This is a genomic window from Flavobacterium sp. (assembly GCF_043780635.1).
Classification (GTDB): domain Bacteria; phylum Bacteroidota; class Bacteroidia; order Flavobacteriales; family Flavobacteriaceae; genus Flavobacterium.
In genome coordinates this window covers 26,447-46,192 of record NZ_JAYWCK010000036.1, presented here as the reverse complement: position 1 = coordinate 46,192, position 19,746 = coordinate 26,447, and the positions used below count along the sequence as shown (strand labels likewise).

General features: G+C 31.8%; 25 protein-coding genes and 1 pseudogene. 4 read left to right on the top strand and 22 right to left on the bottom strand.

What is annotated here, in order from left to right; translation table 11 throughout:
• Window positions 1-9 precede the first annotated feature (9 nt).
• From ACH2BV_RS03490 to ACH2BV_RS03465, 6 genes are all read right to left on the bottom strand, one after another.
• Window positions 10-675 (bottom strand): YggS family pyridoxal phosphate-dependent enzyme, encoded by a 666-nt coding sequence (locus ACH2BV_RS03490; protein ID WP_395049331.1) that lies wholly within the window; start codon window positions 673-675, stop codon window positions 10-12.
• Between the two features lie 21 nt (window positions 676-696).
• Window positions 697-1,917, bottom strand: coding sequence for a DUF1015 domain-containing protein (locus tag ACH2BV_RS03485; protein ID WP_395049330.1), 1,221 nt, complete (start codon window positions 1,915-1,917; stop codon window positions 697-699).
• 78 nt (window positions 1,918-1,995) lie between these two features.
• Window positions 1,996-2,883 carry a 3-hydroxyacyl-CoA dehydrogenase family protein gene (locus ACH2BV_RS03480; RefSeq protein ID WP_395049329.1) on the bottom strand — a complete coding sequence of 296 codons (888 nt, stop codon included), beginning with the start codon at window positions 2,881-2,883 and terminating at the stop codon, window positions 1,996-1,998.
• Between the two features lie 15 nt (window positions 2,884-2,898).
• Complete coding sequence (locus ACH2BV_RS03475) at window positions 2,899-3,894, bottom strand: DNA adenine methylase (protein ID WP_395049328.1); 996 nt, start codon at window positions 3,892-3,894, stop codon at window positions 2,899-2,901.
• A 6-nt stretch (window positions 3,895-3,900) separates the two neighbouring features.
• Window positions 3,901-4,512 carry a hypothetical protein gene (locus ACH2BV_RS03470; RefSeq protein WP_395049327.1) on the bottom strand — a complete coding sequence of 204 codons (612 nt, stop codon included), beginning with the start codon at window positions 4,510-4,512 and terminating at the stop codon, window positions 3,901-3,903.
• Window positions 4,513-4,601: 89 nt separating this feature from the next.
• The gene (locus ACH2BV_RS03465) at window positions 4,602-5,567 is read right to left on the bottom strand and encodes a Gfo/Idh/MocA family protein (RefSeq protein WP_395049326.1); all 966 of its coding nucleotides are present in this window, start codon (window positions 5,565-5,567) and stop codon (window positions 4,602-4,604) included.
• A gap of 130 nt (window positions 5,568-5,697) precedes the next feature.
• Here ACH2BV_RS03465 and ACH2BV_RS03460 point away from each other — a divergent pair, with 130 nt between their 5' ends.
• Window positions 5,698-6,339, top strand: a complete 642-nt coding sequence (locus ACH2BV_RS03460) for a protein-L-isoaspartate(D-aspartate) O-methyltransferase (protein WP_395049325.1) — start codon at window positions 5,698-5,700, stop codon at window positions 6,337-6,339.
• Between the two features lie 40 nt (window positions 6,340-6,379).
• On the opposite strand, the gene ACH2BV_RS03455 is transcribed toward ACH2BV_RS03460, so the two are convergent.
• The 4 genes from ACH2BV_RS03455 to smpB form a co-directional block, all read right to left on the bottom strand.
• The gene (locus ACH2BV_RS03455; RefSeq protein WP_395049324.1) at window positions 6,380-7,429 is read right to left on the bottom strand and encodes a Fic family protein; all 1,050 of its coding nucleotides are present in this window, start codon (window positions 7,427-7,429) and stop codon (window positions 6,380-6,382) included.
• 116 nt (window positions 7,430-7,545) lie between these two features.
• A complete protein-coding gene (locus ACH2BV_RS03450; protein WP_395049323.1) occupies window positions 7,546-7,680 on the bottom strand; it encodes a hypothetical protein in 135 nt (44 codons plus the stop codon).
• A 42-nt stretch (window positions 7,681-7,722) separates the two neighbouring features.
• Window positions 7,723-7,965: a hypothetical protein gene (locus ACH2BV_RS03445; protein WP_395049322.1), complete on the bottom strand. Its 243-nt coding sequence runs from the start codon at window positions 7,963-7,965 to the stop codon at window positions 7,723-7,725.
• 301 nt (window positions 7,966-8,266) lie between these two features.
• Window positions 8,267-8,719 (bottom strand): SsrA-binding protein SmpB, encoded by a 453-nt coding sequence (gene smpB, locus ACH2BV_RS03440; RefSeq protein ID WP_395049321.1) that lies wholly within the window; start codon window positions 8,717-8,719, stop codon window positions 8,267-8,269.
• Window positions 8,720-8,789: 70 nt separating this feature from the next.
• Between smpB and ACH2BV_RS03435 the strand changes: the two genes are divergently transcribed.
• Window positions 8,790-9,026, top strand: coding sequence for a VF530 family DNA-binding protein (locus ACH2BV_RS03435; RefSeq protein WP_395049320.1), 237 nt, complete (start codon window positions 8,790-8,792; stop codon window positions 9,024-9,026).
• Here the strand turns inward: ACH2BV_RS03435 and ACH2BV_RS03430 are convergent.
• The 3 genes from ACH2BV_RS03430 to ACH2BV_RS03420 form a co-directional block, all read right to left on the bottom strand.
• On the bottom strand, window positions 9,023-9,574 hold the full coding sequence (locus tag ACH2BV_RS03430; protein ID WP_395049319.1) for a DUF3575 domain-containing protein: 552 nt from the start codon (window positions 9,572-9,574) through the stop codon (window positions 9,023-9,025). The genes ACH2BV_RS03435 and ACH2BV_RS03430 overlap by 4 nt on opposite strands.
• An 87-nt stretch (window positions 9,575-9,661) precedes the next feature.
• Window positions 9,662-10,213 (bottom strand): GNAT family N-acetyltransferase, encoded by a 552-nt coding sequence (locus ACH2BV_RS03425; RefSeq protein WP_395049318.1) that lies wholly within the window; start codon window positions 10,211-10,213, stop codon window positions 9,662-9,664.
• A 3-nt stretch (window positions 10,214-10,216) separates the two neighbouring features.
• On the bottom strand, window positions 10,217-11,119 hold the full coding sequence (locus tag ACH2BV_RS03420) for an aldose 1-epimerase family protein (protein WP_395049317.1): 903 nt from the start codon (window positions 11,117-11,119) through the stop codon (window positions 10,217-10,219).
• A 122-nt stretch (window positions 11,120-11,241) separates the two neighbouring features.
• Between ACH2BV_RS03420 and ACH2BV_RS03415 the strand changes: the two genes are divergently transcribed.
• Window positions 11,242-13,509, top strand: coding sequence for a M1 family metallopeptidase (locus ACH2BV_RS03415; RefSeq protein ID WP_395049316.1), 2,268 nt, complete (start codon window positions 11,242-11,244; stop codon window positions 13,507-13,509).
• Between the two features lie 70 nt (window positions 13,510-13,579).
• Here the strand turns inward: ACH2BV_RS03415 and ACH2BV_RS03410 are convergent, their stop codons facing one another.
• Together ACH2BV_RS03410 and ACH2BV_RS03405 are read right to left on the bottom strand one after the other, a co-directional pair.
• Entirely contained in the window at window positions 13,580-14,620 is a 1,041-nt protein-coding gene (locus ACH2BV_RS03410; protein ID WP_395049315.1) for an agmatine/peptidylarginine deiminase, read from the bottom strand.
• A gap of 2 nt (window positions 14,621-14,622) precedes the next feature.
• Window positions 14,623-15,510 carry a carbon-nitrogen hydrolase gene (locus ACH2BV_RS03405; protein ID WP_395049314.1) on the bottom strand — a complete coding sequence of 296 codons (888 nt, stop codon included), beginning with the start codon at window positions 15,508-15,510 and terminating at the stop codon, window positions 14,623-14,625.
• A gap of 138 nt (window positions 15,511-15,648) precedes the next feature.
• On the opposite strand from ACH2BV_RS03405, the pseudogene ACH2BV_RS03400 reads away from it, so the two are divergent.
• A pseudogene (locus tag ACH2BV_RS03400) lies at window positions 15,649-16,284 on the top strand (2,3-diphosphoglycerate-dependent phosphoglycerate mutase).
• A gap of 19 nt (window positions 16,285-16,303) precedes the next feature.
• Here ACH2BV_RS03400 and ACH2BV_RS03395 read toward each other — a convergent pair.
• The 7 genes from ACH2BV_RS03395 to ACH2BV_RS03365 all read right to left on the bottom strand — a co-directional run bounded on the left by ACH2BV_RS03395 (window position 16,304) and on the right by ACH2BV_RS03365 (window position 19,627).
• A complete protein-coding gene (locus ACH2BV_RS03395; protein WP_395049313.1) occupies window positions 16,304-17,293 on the bottom strand; it encodes a 2-hydroxyacid dehydrogenase in 990 nt (329 codons plus the stop codon).
• Between the two features lie 11 nt (window positions 17,294-17,304).
• On the bottom strand, window positions 17,305-17,694 hold the full coding sequence (locus tag ACH2BV_RS03390) for a hypothetical protein (RefSeq protein ID WP_395049312.1): 390 nt from the start codon (window positions 17,692-17,694) through the stop codon (window positions 17,305-17,307).
• Complete coding sequence (locus ACH2BV_RS03385; protein WP_395049310.1) at window positions 17,691-18,035, bottom strand: hypothetical protein; 345 nt, start codon at window positions 18,033-18,035, stop codon at window positions 17,691-17,693. The genes ACH2BV_RS03390 and ACH2BV_RS03385 overlap by 4 nt, the downstream gene beginning before the upstream one ends.
• An 11-nt stretch (window positions 18,036-18,046) precedes the next feature.
• A complete protein-coding gene (locus ACH2BV_RS03380) occupies window positions 18,047-18,271 on the bottom strand; it encodes an SHOCT domain-containing protein (RefSeq protein WP_395049308.1) in 225 nt (74 codons plus the stop codon).
• Window positions 18,272-18,595: 324 nt separating this feature from the next.
• Window positions 18,596-18,979, bottom strand: coding sequence for a hypothetical protein (locus ACH2BV_RS03375; protein WP_395049307.1), 384 nt, complete (start codon window positions 18,977-18,979; stop codon window positions 18,596-18,598).
• On the bottom strand, window positions 18,976-19,329 hold the full coding sequence (locus ACH2BV_RS03370) for a hypothetical protein (protein WP_395049305.1): 354 nt from the start codon (window positions 19,327-19,329) through the stop codon (window positions 18,976-18,978). Before ACH2BV_RS03370 ends, ACH2BV_RS03375 begins: the two co-directional genes overlap by 4 nt.
• A 10-nt stretch (window positions 19,330-19,339) precedes the next feature.
• Window positions 19,340-19,627: a YtxH domain-containing protein gene (locus ACH2BV_RS03365; protein WP_395049303.1), complete on the bottom strand. Its 288-nt coding sequence runs from the start codon at window positions 19,625-19,627 to the stop codon at window positions 19,340-19,342.
• Between the last annotated feature and the right edge of the window lie 119 nt (window positions 19,628-19,746).

Sequence of the window (19,746 nt, the reverse complement as noted above, 5' to 3'; positions counted from 1 at the left end):
AATCAAAAATCAAATTCGTCCCCCAAAGATACTACTTCCTATCCGAACCATCGTGCTTCCACATTTAATTGCGAGTTGATAATCACCGGACATTCCCATAGAAAGGGTTTTGGGTTCTAGGTTTTGGGTTTTAGGATGTGTAACTAAGTAATTAAAAATCGATTTTAAATGTATGAATTCTTTTTTGATTTGGTTTTGATTATCAGTAAAAGTCGCCATTCCCATTAACCCAACAATTCGAATGTTTTTCATTTCTTTAAATGCCACTGACGACAAAATCTCGTTGAGCTCTTCTTCGTTAAGACCAAATTTAGTTTCTTCTTCGGCGATATGTATTTGCAGCAAACAATCAATAATTCTATTATTTTTTTGTGCTTGTTTGTTAATTTCTTCCAATAATTTCAAACTATCAACACCGTGAATTAAGCTCACAAATTGTGCCATAAATTTGACTTTATTCGTCTGAACGTGACCAATCATATGCCATTGAATGTCTTTTGGCATTTGTTCCCATTTCTCGGCCATTTCCTGAATTTTGTTTTCGCCAAAAATGCTTTGACCTGCATCATAAGCTTCCATTAAATCAGAAATGGGTTTGGTTTTTGAAACGGCAACAAGTGTTACATTTTCAGGTAATGATGATTTTATGTTGAGGAGGTTTTGTTTTATTGACATTGTTTATTTTTATTAAAAAATCTATAGTTCATAAATCACTAATCCGTTTCTGAACTTTGGTTCTATGTAGGTGCTTTTTGGCGGCATAATCAAGTTAGAATCTGCTAAATCTTTAATTTCATTGATATTTGATGGAAACATTAAAAAACCAACCTGAAACTCACCATCATCAATTCTTTGTTTTATTTCAATGATTGATTGTTTTCCAGAGATGTATTCAATCCGTTCATCATTGCGAAGATCCTCGATATCAAGTATTGGTAAAAGTACTTTTTCATATAGAATTTGCGTATCCAAACAATCCAAAGCATTTTTGAAAGTAAATTTTTCTGTTTTTAATTCCAAACTGTAAAATTCATTATCTAGATACATTCCGATTTGGAATTTTTGAGAAGGCTGAAATGGTTTTTGTTTCCAATTCTTTAAAATGAAATTTTTATTCAACTCCTTTATGAAATTTTCTTTCGACAGACCATTTAAATCTTTTACTAATCGGTTGTATTCATATATTTTAACGTTGTTTTCCGAAATCAAATAACTTAAAATATAGTTTTTAGCAGTGTTTTCCGAATTATCATTTTCTTCGGATAGTAATTTTATTGCTTCCGTTCGATGATGACCATCAGCTATGTAGAGATTTTCTGTTTTCTTGAAAATGTTCTGTATCCAATCTATTTCCAGAGCATCATCAATTTTCCACAAGTAATGTGTTTCTTTTTTTGTAGTTGAAAACTCAAAATCAGCTAATTTTTGAGTACAATTATATAGCCAGTTTTCAATGGATTTGTTTACTGGATATGTCATTAAAACAGGCTCGGTGTTAAACTCTGAATACTTCATATATTCTTTGAGCAAACGAACCCTAAAAGCAATAATACCTTCGTGCTTTTTGATAATATTATTGCGATAATCCTCGACACTGGTTCCTACAATAATTCCAGTATAAGATTGCGTTTTATTTACAATTTTATGGATGTAAATAGCAGGTTTTCTGTCTTTTACTAAAATAATTTCGTTCTTAAATTCCTGATATTTTTGTGATACCTGTTTGTACCTTTTTTCGAAAGAAACACTTTCCTGATTGGTATATGCGGGTTTTAAAATATGTAAAAAAGACAAAGGATTGAAGTCTAATTGAGCAGCTAACTCTGCATTTACGTATTCATCATAGGAACGGCAAGTTACTAAACATACTTTATCACGAGTAGGTCTTACTGCTTTGAAAGGAACTATTTTTGCCATTTTATTTGTGCTTTTAGTATTAATGTCGAAAGTCAGAAGTGTAAGTAATAGTAACTCTTAAATTTCTACTTACCAAAACTATATAAACTGTTTCGAGATTTTGTCTGCTTTTTTACTTTCGCTATAATCATAAAAACCTTCTCCAGATTTCACGCCCATTTTTCCGGCACGAACCATATTGATCAATAATGGACAAGGAGCATATTTTGGATTTTTGAAACCATCATACATTACGTTTAAAATTGCCATGCATACGTCAAGCCCAATAAAATCGGCTAATTGCAAAGGACCCATTGGATGACCCATTCCAAGTTTCATCACGGTATCAATTTCATAAACACCGGCTACTTTATTGTAAAGAGTTTCGATGGCTTCGTTGATCATTGGCATTAAAATTCTGTTGGCAACAAAACCGGGATAATCGTTTACTTCAACGGGAGTTTTTCCCAGTTTTTCGGATAAATCCATAATGATTTTTGTCACTTCGTCGCTCGTGTTGTAACCCCGAATGATTTCGACCAATTTCATAATTGGCACCGGATTCATAAAGTGCATCCCAATAACGCGTTCCGGATGAGTTACTACTGCGCCAATTTGTGTAATAGAAATAGAAGAAGTGTTCGTTGCTAAAATTGTATTATGCGAACAAGTTTCGTTCAATTGTTTGAAAATATTGAGTTTCAAATCTACATTTTCTGTAGCAGCCTCAACAACCAAATCTACTCCAACAACACCATCTTTAATATCAGTATAAGTGATGATATTACTAATGGTTTTCAATTTATCTTCTTCGGTAATGGTTACTTTGGCAACCATTCTGTCCAAATTTGAGGCAATAGTAGCCATTCCTTTATCCAATGATTTTTCGGAAACATCGATTAATTTTACGGCAAAACCACTTTGTGCAAAAGTATGCGCAATTCCGTTACCCATCGTTCCTGCTCCGATTACTGCTATTATTTTCATATTTCTATACTATAATTATTTTTCTAAAATGTGTAAAAATTCAGTTGTACTGTTTGCTGTGTGATTCCTATTTTCTGTTTTATCAGCTTTAAAACGTTGGTAATTTGTGGTTGCCAAATCGTATTTTCCGTATTTAGACATTATATTTCTAATCTCTTCTTCAGACATTAAACCTTCGTTATTGTAGCTTAAAAAAGTGTATTTGAAATTAGCGTTTTTTACCAAATCTTCAAAGGATTTTCTAACATTTGTTTTACTGCAATAATCCGAACGATTGTAATCTCTTAAGCCAGTTTTTCCTTTTGGAATGAAGGTGTCGTATTTTGCTATTGTGTTTAATAAGTGATAATTAGAACCGTATTGTCGAGCATTATAAGGTGGATCCAAATATAAAATATCGCCTTCAATTTTCTTTATTAAAAGATTGCTGTCTTCATTGAAAACCTGGTGTTCATTGTCGTTTATAGAGAAAATGGCAGGTTCCAAAACAAGGTTTTTCTGAGCCGATTTCTTTATTTTTTTTAAATAAGCACCGTAAACTGATGCTGTATTTGCCACTTTATCAGCGCTTTCTAATAAAGAAGCCAATAGAAAATAATAGGTTTTTGAATTTATGATTTTTTCCTTTTTCCAACTTTCTATTTGTTGCCGAATAGCATCTATTTTTTTTCCGTTTTGTTCAGAGAAATAGAGTCTTTCCTTATTTCCGTTTTCGGAATATTCATTGAATATGAAACCTTCGATTCCGTTTAGTGAGTTTAGTTCTTCAATAGTGGAATAAAAATCTAATGTTTCGTGATTCTCAATGTAATTTTTGTTTAAAACATAGCTGTAATATTCTAAATCATTGCTGATTACTTTTTTTACATTGGGTTTAAAAGTTCTTCCCACAATTCCGGTTCCGGCAAATAAATCGCAAAATGTTTGGTGAGACAAATCATCTCCAACTACTGAATTTACAGACGTTTGAATGAAGGATGATAATTTTTGTTTAGAGCCTATGTAGTTCATAAAGTATTAATTTTCGACCCAAATTAGGTCTGATAAAATGGTATTATTTTCAATATTTAGATTGAATAAATTATCTGAATTAAAATTTTGAACATAAATATCAATTTCTGATTTTAGCAGTTTAACTTCGGCCTTTAATTTCCAATGTTCGTTGTTTTTATCTACTAAAACGATGAATAATCTGTTTTTCAAATGCTTTCTGCCTTCCTGGCTTTGGTTTAAATAAAGCCATTGAATCAATTTGTCAGGATTGTTTTTTGCATAAGTTACAGTTTGATTAAACCCAATTGGAAAAACCGTTGTTTTATGGTCAAAACAAGTTGTATTTATAGTAAAATCAATTAATTTATCGAATTTGTTTTTGTTGGAAGTTACGTTTTCGTGCAAGGAAAATAAGTTTTCAACAGCCTCGGCAGACCAAAAATTATACCATCTGTTTAAAGCATAATTACGAATTTTTTCATCAAATGGAGCTGTTTTTTCTAATAATGTTTCAAAATTATAAGTTGTATATATGAAATTAGTTTTTGTATCCCATTCGTCAGATTGTTTTCGTCCCCATTTGTAAGGATAAATTAATCTTTTTTTCAATTCATTTTCAACTCTTATTAAATCCATAACTCAAAGTCAGCTTTTAAATTCAAATTATATTCGTACTTGAAAAAATAGAAAAGTTAAATAGACACCGGTTAAACTTTATAATTTAATTACTTCTTAAAGCAATCAATAATTTGGTACGCCACTCTTAAAGCTTCTGTTGCTTGTTCCAATGTGACGATAGGAGTTGTGTTGTTGTTAATCGCATCTGCAAAAGATTCCAACTCATCTAAGATGGCGTTGTTTTGCTCCACATCAGGATTTGAGAAGTATATTTGTTTTTTTACGCCTTCAGCATTTTGTAGAATAATATCAAAATCTCCAGGAATTTCAGGAGCATCTTTCATTTTTACAACTTCACATTTTTTCTCTAAGAAATCGACGGAGATATAAGCATCTTTTTGAAAAAAACGCGATTTACGCATATTTTTAAGGGATATTCTACTCGCAGTTAAATTGGCTACACAGCCATTTTCGAACTCAATTCTGGCATTGGCAATATCGGGAGTGTCACTAATTACCGAAACTCCACTCGCATTGATTTTTTTAACTTTCGAATTGACCACGCTCAAAATTGCATCAATATCGTGAATCATTAAGTCAAGAACCACTGGTACATCCGTACCACGAGGATTGAATTCGGCTAAACGATGTGTTTCAATAAACATCGGATTTTCAATCATATTCTTGGTCGCTTTGAACGCAGGATTAAACCTTTCGACGTGACCTACTTGACCTTTTACATTGTATTCTTTGGCCAAAGCAATAATTTCTTCGGCTTCGGCAACAGTATTTGAAATAGGTTTTTCTATGAAGACGTGTTTGCCGGATTTGATGGAAACTTTGGCACATTTATAATGTGAAAGTGTTGGTGTTACAATATCAATCACATCAACGGCGTGGATTAAAGTAGCGATTGTCGAGAATTTTTTATACCCAAATTCTTTGGAAACTTTATCGGCGTTTTCTTGATTTTCATCATAAAAACCAACCAATTCGTATTTTTCGGATTGTTGTAATAATCTTAAATGTATTTTTCCGAGATGTCCAGCACCTAAAACGCCTACTTTTAACATATAAATGATTTTTAACAAAAATATAATTTATTTGTTTAAAGAATGAAGTTTATGGTTTAAAGTTTTGGAAATTGTTATTTGATTTTTGAATTTTTAAAGTTTATTTTTACCAAAATAAATTTTTTATACTTTGAAAGATACCGCCAAACATCAAGGACTTCGTAATCAATTAGTAACCCTTTTGAAAGAAAAAGGAATTACTGACAAGAATGTTTTGGAGGCTATAAAGAAAATTCCAAGGCATCTTTTTTTGAATTCCAGTTTTGCTGATTATGCATATCAGGATAAAGCATTCCCTATTGGTGCTGGTCAAACTATTTCGCAACCTTATACAGTCGCTTTTCAAAGCCAATTATTAGAAGTAAAAAAAGACCATAAAATCCTTGAAATTGGAACTGGTTCCGGTTATCAAACAGCCGTTTTGTGTTTGTTGGGGGCAAAGGTTTATAGTGTAGAAAGGCAGAATGAATTATTCAAACAAACATCGGTTTTATTACCAAAATTAGGTATTAGACCCAAACATCTTTCTTTTGGCGACGGATATAAAGGATTGCCAAATCACGCTCCTTTTGATAGTATTATTGTAACGGCTGGTGCTCCAATAATTCCGCAACCCCTGATGGCACAGCTAAAAATAGGAGGAAGGCTCGTAATTCCGCTTGGTGAAGAAAACCAAATTATGACTTTGCTAATCAGAAAAAATGAAACCCAGTTTGAGAAACACGAGTTTGGAGATTTTAAATTCGTGCCTTTATTGGAAAATAAAAATTAAAATAAAATCCCGTCTTGTTTTTTAGAACATTAGGGATTTTTTATTGAACAATAATTTCAAGATATTGCTGTAAACTTTCTTTCTCGGTTTGAGCAATAAATAAAAGAAGATCTTCTTTGTTGTTTTTCGTTTGTGCAGTTTCTAATGCATTGTAATATTGCATTTTGTTGTTATAATCGCCTTTTATATTGGCAATTACATAGCCGTTTTGCAATAAAATCAAGTTCATTACTAAGCGAGAAGTTCTGCCATTTCCATCAATAAAAGGATGAATGGTCACTAAACGTTCGTGAAGTTCTGCAGCCAAAACAACTGGATGTACACTGTTTTTACTGGTTTCATACCAAATAAATAAATCTTCCATTTCCTTTGAAACTAAAAAAGGTTGTGGTGGCGTATACGAACTACCCTTTATCATCACTTGCACACGACGATATCTACCTGCATCTTCGGGATTAATTCCCCTTAAGATTAAGTTGTGAATAGACAAAACTTCTCGGTCATTTAAGTTCGTGTTTTTCTTCGCCAAATGCTTGATATACCTAATGGCTTCCTGATGATTGATTGCTTCAAGATGTTCTCGCATACTTTTTCCGGAAATTGTCAAACCGTCGTTGATGACTAAATCCGTCTCGCGAAGTGTAAGCGTATTTCCTTCGATTCTATTACTTTCAAAAGTGTATTCCAGTTCCAAGGCTTGGTCAATTTTATAGCTATCAAATTGACTAAATTTATCAAGTTTTGACTTCAATAAATCTATTTCGGTAAGAATGGACAACAAGTTTTTATATAGTGATTTTTTAACGGCAACATAGCTATTCTCAATCTCTTCGCGAACTAAATTCATTGCTTTTAAGGCAAATTCATCCTGACCTATTTCATATAGAATTTTTTCTTTGAGCCAAGCTACCATAAGCGTTTCAAATTCTATTTCTAGTAAAGAAGCTAATTTAACAACTTGATCTTTGGTTGGTTTTCTTGATCCATTTTCGAACTTGCTGATTAACGCTTGATCTATTTTTAAAAGTTGAGCCACTTCTCTAGTCTTTAACCCCTTTAGTTCACGGGCATTTTTGAGTAGTGTTTTCATTCTAATTAGTTTGTAATTGTCGTAACAAATTTAGTCATAAATTTAAAATAAAAAAACACACCTAAAGATTTTGGTGTGTTTTTTATGGAATAAATCTATTTTAAAGATCGAGATAATTATTTTTTTGGAACAAATCCATCTTTTTTCATTTCCTGCATTACAGTAGCAATTATGCTATCTACTAAAAGTCCAACATCAGAACCATTTGAAGATTTTGTGGTTCCAGTCCAAACAAGTTTATTGTCTTTCAAAGAAAAAATATTGGTTTCAACTAAGTAAGAGGTTGTGTCTTGCTAATATCCGGGATCATAATACATAGGAGAATATGCGCCATACCATTTGTTAAAACCGTAACCGTACATTCCACCATACATTCCACCCATACCACCATAATACATAGAAGTATTTGTTCCAGGAACATAATTGGTTTCTTTTACGGTGTCAACTAATCTCATAGTCACTAAAATATCGTAATTTTTATCTTGTAGAATTTTTAATTTTTGTTTTTTAGAAAGGCCTAAATTATTTCCATTCATAATAGCATAATAAGAATGAAATTTTGGCCCGATTGCGGTAATTCTATTTTCGGTAATTCTTCTTGTCGCCTGATCTTTTACTAAAGCTACAACTAATATTTTTTTGAATTCTGTATTTGCATTAGTTACATCTGGATCTCTCCAACTGCTTACAATTGCTGTACCACTACTACAACTTACTAAAATAAACTATAGATAATGCAATAAAAAACTTCTTCAAAATTTAAATTTTTTAGATAATTAATTAAGATAAAAATATAAATAAATTCAGAATAAATTTATTTAAATTAATTTTTTAATTCTAGAAGGATTTTTTTATTCTGTCGAGATCACGCTTAGTGTCTTGCTCTTTTAACGATTCACGTTTATCGTAGGTTTTTTTTCCTTTGCATAGTCCAATTTCCAGTTTTGCCATTCCTTTTTCATTGGTAAACAATTTTAAAGGAACTATTGTCAAACCTTTGGCCTGAACACTTCTTGACAAACCTTTTAATTCTCTTTTGTTTAGTAAAAGTTTACGCTCGCTTCTTGCTTTGTGGTTGAATTGGTTGCCAAAAGCATATTCTTCAATATAAGTATTAATTGCGAAAAGTTCCATTCCATTAAATTCGCAAAAACTCTCGGTGATATTGGCTTTTCCTAAACGAATGGATTTTATTTCGGTTCCAGCTAAAACAATTCCAGCCGTAAATTTTTCGATTATTTCATAGTCGAAACGGGCTCTTTTATTAAGTATGTTGATTATTTTTAGCATCGGATTGCAAATGTAGATACAATTGAATGAAACACCAAAGAAATATATAAAAATGCCATAAATTTGCAATATGGAAAAGCCACTCTCAAAAGATCCTTTGCACGGGATTACACTTCAAAAAATTTTGGAACAACTAGTAGATTATTATGGATTTGACACTCTGAGCGAATTGATAAAAATAAAATGTTTTAAAGATAATCCTGGTATAAAATCGAGTCTGACTTTCTTACGAAAAACGGATTGGGCTAGAAAAAAAATCGAAAAATTGTATATAAAAACTTCTCCTAAACTTGAAAATAATGGCTAATTTAGACGATAGGAAACCATAACACCGCCTCGATAAGGCAACCATTCACCACTTTTATTGTAGTTTTCAGCATGATCTACTCGTTCTCCAGAGCTAACATTATAGCCTTTGTAAAAACCCTGATGGTTTCCTCCTCCTAAAAAACAGTCAAGCATAAAACGGTCATTTATCTTAATTTGATAGCCTATTGTAATCCCCATAAAGTATCCGAAACCTTTTTCATAATAATCAGTATTTACATAATTCCATTTTTGAAAGTTATAAATAGAAGCTCCAATATGACCTCCAATGTACAAACCATTATATTTTTCGTGAAAATGATATCTGTATTCAGGTGTAAATGTGTAAAATTCCATTGGTCTTCCTTGGACTGATTTCCAAAAAGAGGCTAAAATATCAAATTGAAAAGTAGATTTTTTTCCAATACTAGTTTCAATCCCAACATTTGGAATTGTCAACAGCGTTGTAAATGCATTAACTTTTACATAGGTTTGAGATTGGGAATAAGTTGAAATTAGTAAGAAAGCAAAAATGATTAGTTTTTTCATAAAGTAAGATTTTACTAGTTTTTTATTTAAAATTTTCAACTAGTTTTGGAGTCAAATATAGAGATTATTGTAAAGAATGAAGTTAACTTAGTGTTTATTCAAAACAGAATAAATAACTGTATCCAAAAATCGTCCTTCAAAACATTCGTTTTCTTTTAAATGTGCTTCTTTAACAAAACCATTTTTTAGCAATACTTTCTCGGAAATTAAATTTTCAGGATCAATCACAGCCTCGATTGAGTGAAGCTTCATTTTTTCAAAACCATATTTCACGACTTCTTTTATGGCCTCTGTTATGATGCCTTTTCCTTGATATTTCGGAAGCAACATATAACCAATTTCTGCTCTGTAATGTTCTGGTTTTATTCTGTAATGTCCAATAAGGCCTATTAGTTTTGAATCATTTTTTAAAGTTATTGCCCAATTTATTCCTTCATTATTTTCGATTTTGGAATCTATAAGAGCAATGTGTTCCAAAGCATCTTCTTTAGTTTTTACCAATGGTCTGGGAATGTATTTCATCGTTTCCTTATCTGATCGAAGAGCAAATATTTCGTTTACATCTTCATTAGCAACGCGTCTTAATTGCAAACGTTCGGTTTCAAGGTTGGGGAATGGAGAGAAAGTAATGTTCAACATATTTTATAAAATTTGAATACTAAAATTTGATTTGAAAGTTTCATTTTTTTCCAAAAGTTGAATTCCTTCTTTTTCGGAAATAGTATCATATTCTGTTAATGTATCTGAATATCCAAACCAAGGTTCAATACACAAAAAAGGACCATTTTTAACAGTCCAAATGCCTAGATTTGGAAAATCAGTAAAATTTACTTTCAATAAAGGAACAGCCTTTTGTAAAATGGTTATCGATTTAGATTTTAATGTTTTAAAGACTAAAGCATCATTTTCAAAAAGAGGATAATTTAAACTAAGTTGTCGATTTTCCAACAGAATCTCATTTGTATTATTTGAAATTAAACCATCCTCAAGAAGATGATATTTTAGAATTTCCTGTTGTTGAAATTCAAGACTATAATCTTCGAAATTTCCAGTCAAAGCAAATGCAGGATGTGCTCCAATAGAAAAAGGCATTATAAAATCATTTTTATTAATGACTTTGTAATCAATGTTCAACTTGTTTTCATCCAATGAATAGCAAATTTGTAATTCAAAATCAAAAGGATAGACTTTTCTTTTTTCCACTGATGAAATTAAAGAAAAAGTCGCACTTTTTTCAGTTTTTTCAATCAAATCAAATTCCATTTCTCTAGCAAAACCGTGTCTAGGCAAATGATACTCGATTCCATTATAGCGATATGAATTGTTTTTGAGTGTACCGATAATTGGAAACAAAATAGGAGAATGTTTCCCCCAAAATGCTGGATTTCCTTCCCAAATATATTCTTTATTCTTGCTATTTTTTAAAGAGAATAATTCAGCACCAAAGTGATTTATTTGAGCTGTTAAATTTGAATTTGATATTGTTGTTGTCAAAAGAGTTGCCAGGTATATTTTAATAATCTTGATGATGTAAATATATTTCATAATTTTAGAATTAGACAATAAAATCATTCAAATTGTAGAATTGATAAAATTTTGTCAAAATTTTACATTTAATTTAAGTGTTATGTTTATTTTTCATTTATTTGCTCTAGAAAATTTATATAATGAAAAATAATCGTTTAAAAGTCCTATTACAGTTGACTTTATTATTAGTGATTTCATCTTTATGGTCACAACAGATTCCTGCTTCTGCAACATCCAAACCAATTTCGAAGTATGATTATCACGATGCTTTCGCATCTTTTTTTTATACAAAGGATGGAACAAATACACGTTCTGCAAGTGGTCAGCCTGGATTTGAATATTGGCAAAACAGAGCAGATTATCAATTATCTGCAAAATTAAATGAAGCAAACAATGAAATTTCAGGAACTGGAATTATAACTTATACTAATAACAGTCCGGACAAAATGTCTTTTTTATGGATGAATTTAGACCAAAATTTGTTCAAATCAGATTCTCGTGGAAATGCCGTAATTCCAATAACTGGAAGTAGAAATGGTGCACAAGGTCAAATTTTTGATGGAGGTTTTAAGATAAAATCAGTTAAAATTGTTTCAATATCTAAAGGAAAAACTATCGAAAAAGAGGCGAAATATTTAATTGCCGATACCAGAATGCAGGTTTTTCTTCCTCAAGAACTGAAATCTAAAGGAGGTAATGTAAAAATTAAAATTGATTTTTCTTTCATTTCTCCAAATGAAGGTTCTGATAGAATGGGAGTATTAGAAACTAAAAACGGTAAAATATTCACAATAGCCCAGTGGTATCCTAGGATGTGTGTTTATGATGACTTAAGAGGATGGAACACCAATCCATATTTAGGAGCATCTGAATTTTATCTGGAATACGGCGATTTTGATGTAAGTATTACAGCACCTTCAAATCATTTTGTGGTTTGTTCAGGAGAATTGGTAAATTCATCAGAAGTATATACTACAGAACAGCAGAAACGTTTTTCCAATGCTTCACAAAGTGATAAAACAGTGATTATTCGTTCTGGAGATGAAGTTTTGGCTGCAGCCAATACAAATTCAAATTCCTTTAAAACTTGGCATTTTAAAATAAAAAATGCTCGTGATGCTTCCTGGGCATCGTCCGCTGCATTTATTTTAGATGCTGCGAGAATTAATTTACCTAGCGGGAAAAAATCAATGGCGATTTCAGCATACCCACTTGAAAGTGATGGGAACGAAGCTTGGGGGCGTTCAACAGAATACACAAAAGCATCTATAGAAAACTATTCGAAGAGATGGTTTGAATATCCTTATCCAGCAGCTACAAATGTGGCAGGAATTGTTGGAGGAATGGAATATCCTGGGATAGTTTTTTGTGATTACAAGGACAAAAATGAAAGTTTATGGGGAGTAACAGATCATGAGTTTGGGCATATTTGGTTCCCAATGATAGTTGGTTCAAACGAACGTTTATTTGGTTGGATGGACGAAGGGTTTAATACTTTCATCAATTCTTTAAGTTCAGTTGATTTCAATAAAGGAGAGTACAAGGAGGTTGTCTCTGATTTGCATAAAGATTCCGAAAGGTATACAAATCCAAAATTAGAGACGGTGATGAGTTCTCCTGATAATATGAAAGAAGTAAATATTGGTCCTTTATGTTATTCAAAACCAAGTACCGGATTGGTAATTTTGCGTGAACAGATTTTAGGACCTGAACGCTTTGATTTAGCTTTTCGCACTTATGTTAGTCGTTGGGCATTCAAACATCCAGCACCTGATGACTTTTTTAGAACTATCGAAAATGTTTCTGGAGAAGATTTAAGTTGGTTTTGGAGGGGTTGGTTTGTGAATAATTGGCGTTTAGATCAAGGTGTTAATTCTATAAAATATGTGGATAATAATCCAAAATCAGGTGTTTATATTACAATTGAAAACTTCGAAAAAATGGTGATGCCAGTAACACTTGACATAAAAATAAAAAGCGGGAAAGTTAGCCGTGTAAAATTACCAGTAGAAATATGGCAGAAAAATACAGATTGGACTTTTAAATATAATTCAACTGAAGAAATTGAAAGTATTGTTATTGACCCAGATCATGTATTGCCGGATACTAATGAAAGTAATAATAGTTGGACTTCAGCAACAGGAATTATTGAAAAAGACACAAGCCTGATTAGTTATTTAGGAACTTTTTCCAATAGGAATGCTCCAATAAAAATAGTAATTACTAAAAAAAGAGGAAACATCAATGTTGAAATAACAGATTATCCAAATTTTCCTGTAGAATTTATTGGTAATAACACTTTAGCATCTAAAGAAGCTGGACTTAAATTTGAATTTAATGAAAGTAAGACTGGATTTAATATGGTTTTGGATGATGGGCAAAAAATCCCGTTTGTAAGAGAAAAATAATTATGTGATATAAAAAAACACCAATTTAGTTGGTGTTTTTTTATGTCTTGAAGGTAACTTTAATTTAGCTTTATTCTGGAATTTGTTGACTCAAACAATGCAATGTTCCGAAACCCCAAATTAAATCGATAGCACTAATACCAATTATTTCTCTATCATGAAAACAATCAGCAATTATGTTTAAGGCCTTTCTGTCATTGGAATCATTAAAAGTTGGAACTAAAACACACTTGTTTAAAATCAAAAAATTAGCATAACTGGCTGGTAATCGAACTCCGTCAAAATCGATTCGCTTTGGCATTGGAAGTTGAATAATTTTTGGAGATTTTCCGTTTTCTAATTTAGCGTTTTGCAATCTTTTTAAGTTGTCTTGCAAAGGTTTGTAATTGCTGTCCTTTGAATCAGACTCTACAATGGTTATGATAGTATCGTCATTTACAAATCGGCACAAATCATCAATATGTCCGTGAGTATCATCTCCTTCAATTCCGTTGCCCAACCAAATTACATTGGTAATTCCAAGATATTCTTTGAAAACAGCTTCGTAATCTACTTTGGTAAAATTAGGATTCCGAACCTGAATATCAGGATGCAGTAAACATTCCTCAGAAGTTAATAAAGTCCCTTTTCCGTTAGTGTCAATCGCCCCGCCTTCAATAATTACTGGTTTACCGTAATATAAAACTTTAGTTACAGGAACCTTTAAAAATTCGCCCACTTTCGCAGGAACATTTTTGTCTAAATTGATGTTTTTATATTTTGCCCAACCATTAAAATTGAAATTCAAAGCTTCTCTTTGATTTCCGTTTTTAATAATAATTGGACCTGAATCCCGCATCCAACTTCTGTTGGTTTTATAAATTAGGAAAGAAACATTCGTCATTTGAACTGTTGCTGTTTCCAGCATTTTAATGACTTTAGCTTTTAGTTTTTCATCGGCAACAATCAAAAAAACTTTTTCAAAAGTGGCAACTTTCTTTATGAATTCCGCAAACGCCCATTGTATCGCTTCATATTTCCCTGGCCAATCTTTGCCATTATGAGGAAAACAAAGTAAAATTCCTTCTTGATTTTCCCATTCGGCAGGGAATCTTCGATTATTTGTAGCCATAATTAGTCGATTGCTCTTTTTGTAATGTCACCAAAAGCATCAATTCTTCTATCTCTAAAGAAAGGCCAATTCTGACGTACATTTTCTTGCAAGTCCAAATCCACTTCGGCAATCAAGATTTCCTCTTTATCGTGCGAAGCTTGCGCCAAAATTTCGCCTTGTGGTCCTGCAATGAAAGAAGAACCCCAAAACTGAATTCCAGATGTTCCTTCAATGTATTGTTCTAAACCGATTCTATTTGCTGCTGCTACATAAACTCCATTCGCTACAGCGTGACCTTTCATTACATTCATCCAAGCTCCGTGTTGGTTTTCACCATATTGCTCTTTTTCTAATGGATGCCAACCAATTGCCGTTGGATAAAACAGAACTTCAGCACCTTGTAGTGCAGTTAAACGAGCCGCTTCAGGAAACCATTGATCCCAACAAATTAGCGTTGCTATTTTTCCTTTATTGGTTGGGAAAGTTTTGAACCCTAAATCCCCAGGTGTAAAATAGAATTTTTCGTAAAAATGCGGATCGTCCGGAATGTGCATTTTTCGGTACAATCCCGCTTCCGAACCATCAGTATCAATGATGTAGGCGCTATTATGATAAATTCCTGCCATTCTTTTTTCGAAGAAAGGGACGATAATCACGACTCCTAATTCTTTTGCCAAAGTACTAAAAGCAATAAATGAAGTACTGTATAATGGTTCTGCCAAAGCAAAATTATCGACATCTTCACTTTGACAAAAATAGTGGCTGCTATATAATTCGGGCAAAGAAATTACTTCCGCACCTTGGCTAGCAGCATCTCGAACCCAAGACAGACATTTTTTAAGGTTGTTTTCGGCAACATCATTCAGATTTAATTGAATAACCGCTATTTTGTATTTCTTCTTTGGCATAAAGCAAAAATTTAGACTGCAAAAATAGTGATTTTTACAAAGAGTGAAGGTTATGGGGTTTGCATTTTTTTATAATTGCAATCAGAAGTAATGAAAAGTTGTTTAATTCACTGCTTTTAAATAAAAACAACTAACATTATGTATCTTTATATTAAATCAATACGAAATATGTCTGTCTTAATTTTGGTTCGTCACGGGCAACCTATTTACAATTTAGAAAACCGTTTTACAGGAAATTTAGATATTGCCTTGACAAAACTGGGTGAGGAAGAAGCAAGAGATGCAGGGAAGAAATTAATAGATTATAAATTCGATTTAGCTTATACCTCGATTCTAAAAAGAGCATGAGAAAGTTTAAATATTATTCTCAAGGTAATTCATCAAACGGATATTAATGTTATCAGAAATGAAGCTCTAAATGAACGGAATTATGGCAATTTGCAAGGTTTAAATAAAGAAGAAACCATTGCTAAATTCGGTCAAAAGCAAGTAGATATTTGGCGCAGAAGTTATGCCGTTCGTCCTTCTGAAGGCGAAAGTTTAGAGGATACTTTTAATAGAACTGTTCCTTTTTATAAACATGAAGTCGAGCCACAATTAAAACTTCAAAAAAATATTTTAATCGTTGCACACGGCAATAGTTTAAGAGCTTTGGTGATGTATTTAGAAAATATATCTGTACAAGAAATTTCGAATTTGAACATTCCAACAGGTATTCCAAGACACTATAGTTTTGATGAAAATCTAAAAATTTTGAAAGTAAGGTATTTGTGATTTACAAAATATTTAATTGTTATTTGATTTCGTTTTCAAGAACAGAATTATTCTCGAAATCAGTAAAATTTTTGATAGTGATTTTGGCAATTTCTGTGACTGCTTCCTGAGTATAAAAGGCCTGATGTGGAGTGATTAAAACATTATTGAACGACAATAATCTTTCAAAAATATCATCTTGAATGATTATTTGTGAACAATCTTTGAAAAATATATTGCTTTCTTTTTCATAAACATCGATTCCTAAATATCCAATTTGTTCCTTTTTTAAAGCAATAATTGCCTCTTCAGCATTTATAATGGCACCACGACTTGTGTTAATAATCATAGCGCCTTTTTTTATTTTATCGAAGGCTTTAGTATCAAATAAATGGTTTGTTTTTGGAGTTAATGGGCAATGAATTGAAATGATATCTGATGCAGAAAGCAATTCGTCAAAGGTTTTATATTGGATTCCCTTTTGTTTTAATTCTTCGTTTTCTTTGATATCAAAAGCTATGATTTTGCAACCTAAACCTAACATTATATTGCAAAATGCACGTCCTATTTTTCCAGTTCCAACAATTCCGATTGTTTTTCCATAAAGGTTAAACCCCATTAAATTTTGTAGAGAAAAATTATTCTCCCGAACTTGATTATAGGCTTTTTGTGTTTTTCTGTTCAAGGTAAGAATCAATGCAATGGCATGTTCGGCTATGACTTGTGGCGAATAAGCTGGAATTCTTAAAACCTTTATATTATTAACTTTAGCCGATTTTATATCTATATTATTGTATCCAGCGCTTCGTAAATCGATTAATTTTACACCAAGTTTTGCTAATTTTTCGATGCAGTTTTTGTCAAGGATATCGGTTATAAAAACGCAAACAGCTTTGAACCCTTTGGCTAAATGAGTTGTTTTGGAATTTAATGATTCTTCAAAAAACACCAATTCGTGTTTGTTATCGATATTAAATTTATTGAAGTATTCTTGTTCATAAAATTGTGTTCCAAACACAGCTATTTTCATTTTGTTCCGTTTTAAAAATCAAATCTTTTAAAATAGTCATCTACAAAAAGGCGCTGATCTTCATCACTCATATTATCGGAGTTTTTGACTTCGATTTTAATTTTATCAAACTGATGATTTTCCTTCAAGGTATTATATAATTCAACTTTTGCATCTGTTGGACCAAAAAGAATTACTTCATCGAAGCTTTTAATAATTTTTGATATATTCTTATAAAATGTAGCATGTTTGTGCTGCTCTTTATTGTGCATTTCGCTTTCGCTACGTTGCAAAGTTTCTACTCTGTCTTGGAAGGTAAAATCACAAACAATGATTTTTATTTCTTTTGTTTCTGTTCCAAATTCAATTATATGTGCATTAGAATGATCCATACAAATGCCTATTTTTTTTACTGTTTTCATTGTGGGTTATCTTCTTCTAAATCGTTATGGTCGTCTCCGCCGATGCTGTAAAAATTATTTTCTTCGTCCTCGCTGCCAATATTTTCTTGGTCATCATCAAGTTCGGAACCCGGTACATCTAAATCTTCTCCTAAATAATCCAAATCAATGTCACTTTCGTTCCATTCTGGGTCTTCATCAACAATTTCAGATTGCTTTTTTTTAGAAATATTTTCTGGATCGATATCAAATTCTTTGTCAAATTTGTTATAAATATCATCGCTTTCAGGATATTTTGGATAGCCATCTTTGTTTTCTATTTGCTCATTTGCAGCTTTTGGAAATTTTTCTTTATTTTTCATTATATAGTAATTTAAGATTTACGAAATTCTTCTTCTAAAATTTTTTTCTTGTCAAAATACTCAGATTCTGTGATGTCTCCTTTAGAATATCGTTTTTGTAAAATGTCGTAGGCTGAATCTTTTTTTCGTCTTTGACCAGGAATATTATAAGGGATTGCAAAAATCCAAAATAAAAGAATTACCCATATTGCCCACCAAATAATATTCATTCCGAAGTAGTAATTTTCGTAGTACATAATTTTCGTTTTAATTATTTTTTGAAATAGATCCTATACAAATTTGGGATTATTAAGCTGTTTTCTTGTTATATAATTTATTGGTTAAGTTTCAATATTCACACCTTCATTTGTGATAAATATAAAGCTCAAAGTGCAGTGAAAACTTCAAGTATTTGTCTTAGATTTTAATGATAAATAAAAATTTTAGGAATTTCTATTTATCATTAAGCGTTCTTGATATAAGAGTATTTAATGAAAAAATTTGAATGTAGAAGACAACACAAATCAATTTAATGCTAATTAATGATCTGTATTTGCAATAAATTATGGATTACTCTTTGTTTAATCTCTGTTTTTTTTTAAAAAATGTTTTATAAGATTTCCTCCAATTAATTTAATACGATCAGAATTTTTGGAGACCAGATTGGCTACTGCAAATTCAAATACCGTTCCAATAACTTTTTTGATAGGATTGTGCGAAATGCCTAACAAAAGGGTTTTGGAAAGAAATCCAGTACCAAGGCCTATGGCATTGCTGACCAAATCGCTTTTTATTTCGGGCGAAGCTGTTACTTCGTGAAATAGGTTCTTGACCATGTTGAAGGGTTTTATGCTTTCATAAGCAACGTGAAATTGATCCTTGAGTTGTTCCAAATCATTCGCATATTTCAGTTCCTCAGCCATAATTAAATCATTTAACGCATCTGTTTCGTTTCTATTTTTCATGATTCTTTTTGTTTCAACAATTGTTTAATAATGGAATTACTAACAGGATATTTTATCCATTGATGACGAAATACCTGAATAAAAATAGACAAAACTGCATAGAAACCACCGATTACAAAAAAACCGTAAAAGGCGTCGCCAAGAATTTTTCCTATCCATAATGACAAACCTATGGAAACAATTAAGACTGAGAATACTACTGTCATAATAACTGCCAGTCGCGAAACAAGCGATGAAACAACATCGGCCGATTTATCTATGGCGTTTAGCTTCAACAAATTCAGGGTCGTTTTGCCGTAATCTTCTGCGCGCTCAAAAAGCGTTGCTATGGGAGTGGTATTATCAGTCATAATAGTCTGTTTATAGTTTATATTTTGATGCCTTATGATCCATATTTTTTATTTCATCAAACTCTGCTTTTCCATCTTCGGACATTTCCATGGCAAATTCTTTTGCACTATGGATTTTTTCGGCGATAGAATCTGCAAAATCGTTGTATTTCGATTTTAATTCGTCTGCGTAATCATTTCCTTTATCCGCAATTTGTTTGCGTGTTACAGAACCTTTTGCGGGAGCAAATAAAATTCCCAAAATTCCACCAATGGCAAGTCCTGCCATTGTTCCTAATACTACTTTACCTGTACTCATAATCGTTTTTATTAAATTGTTACTATTTTTTAATGAATGAATTTTAATTTTTTAACTGCATTGCCCCAATAGGAAGTAGATAATTACAAAAACGATGATCGTGCCAAAACAACCACTAC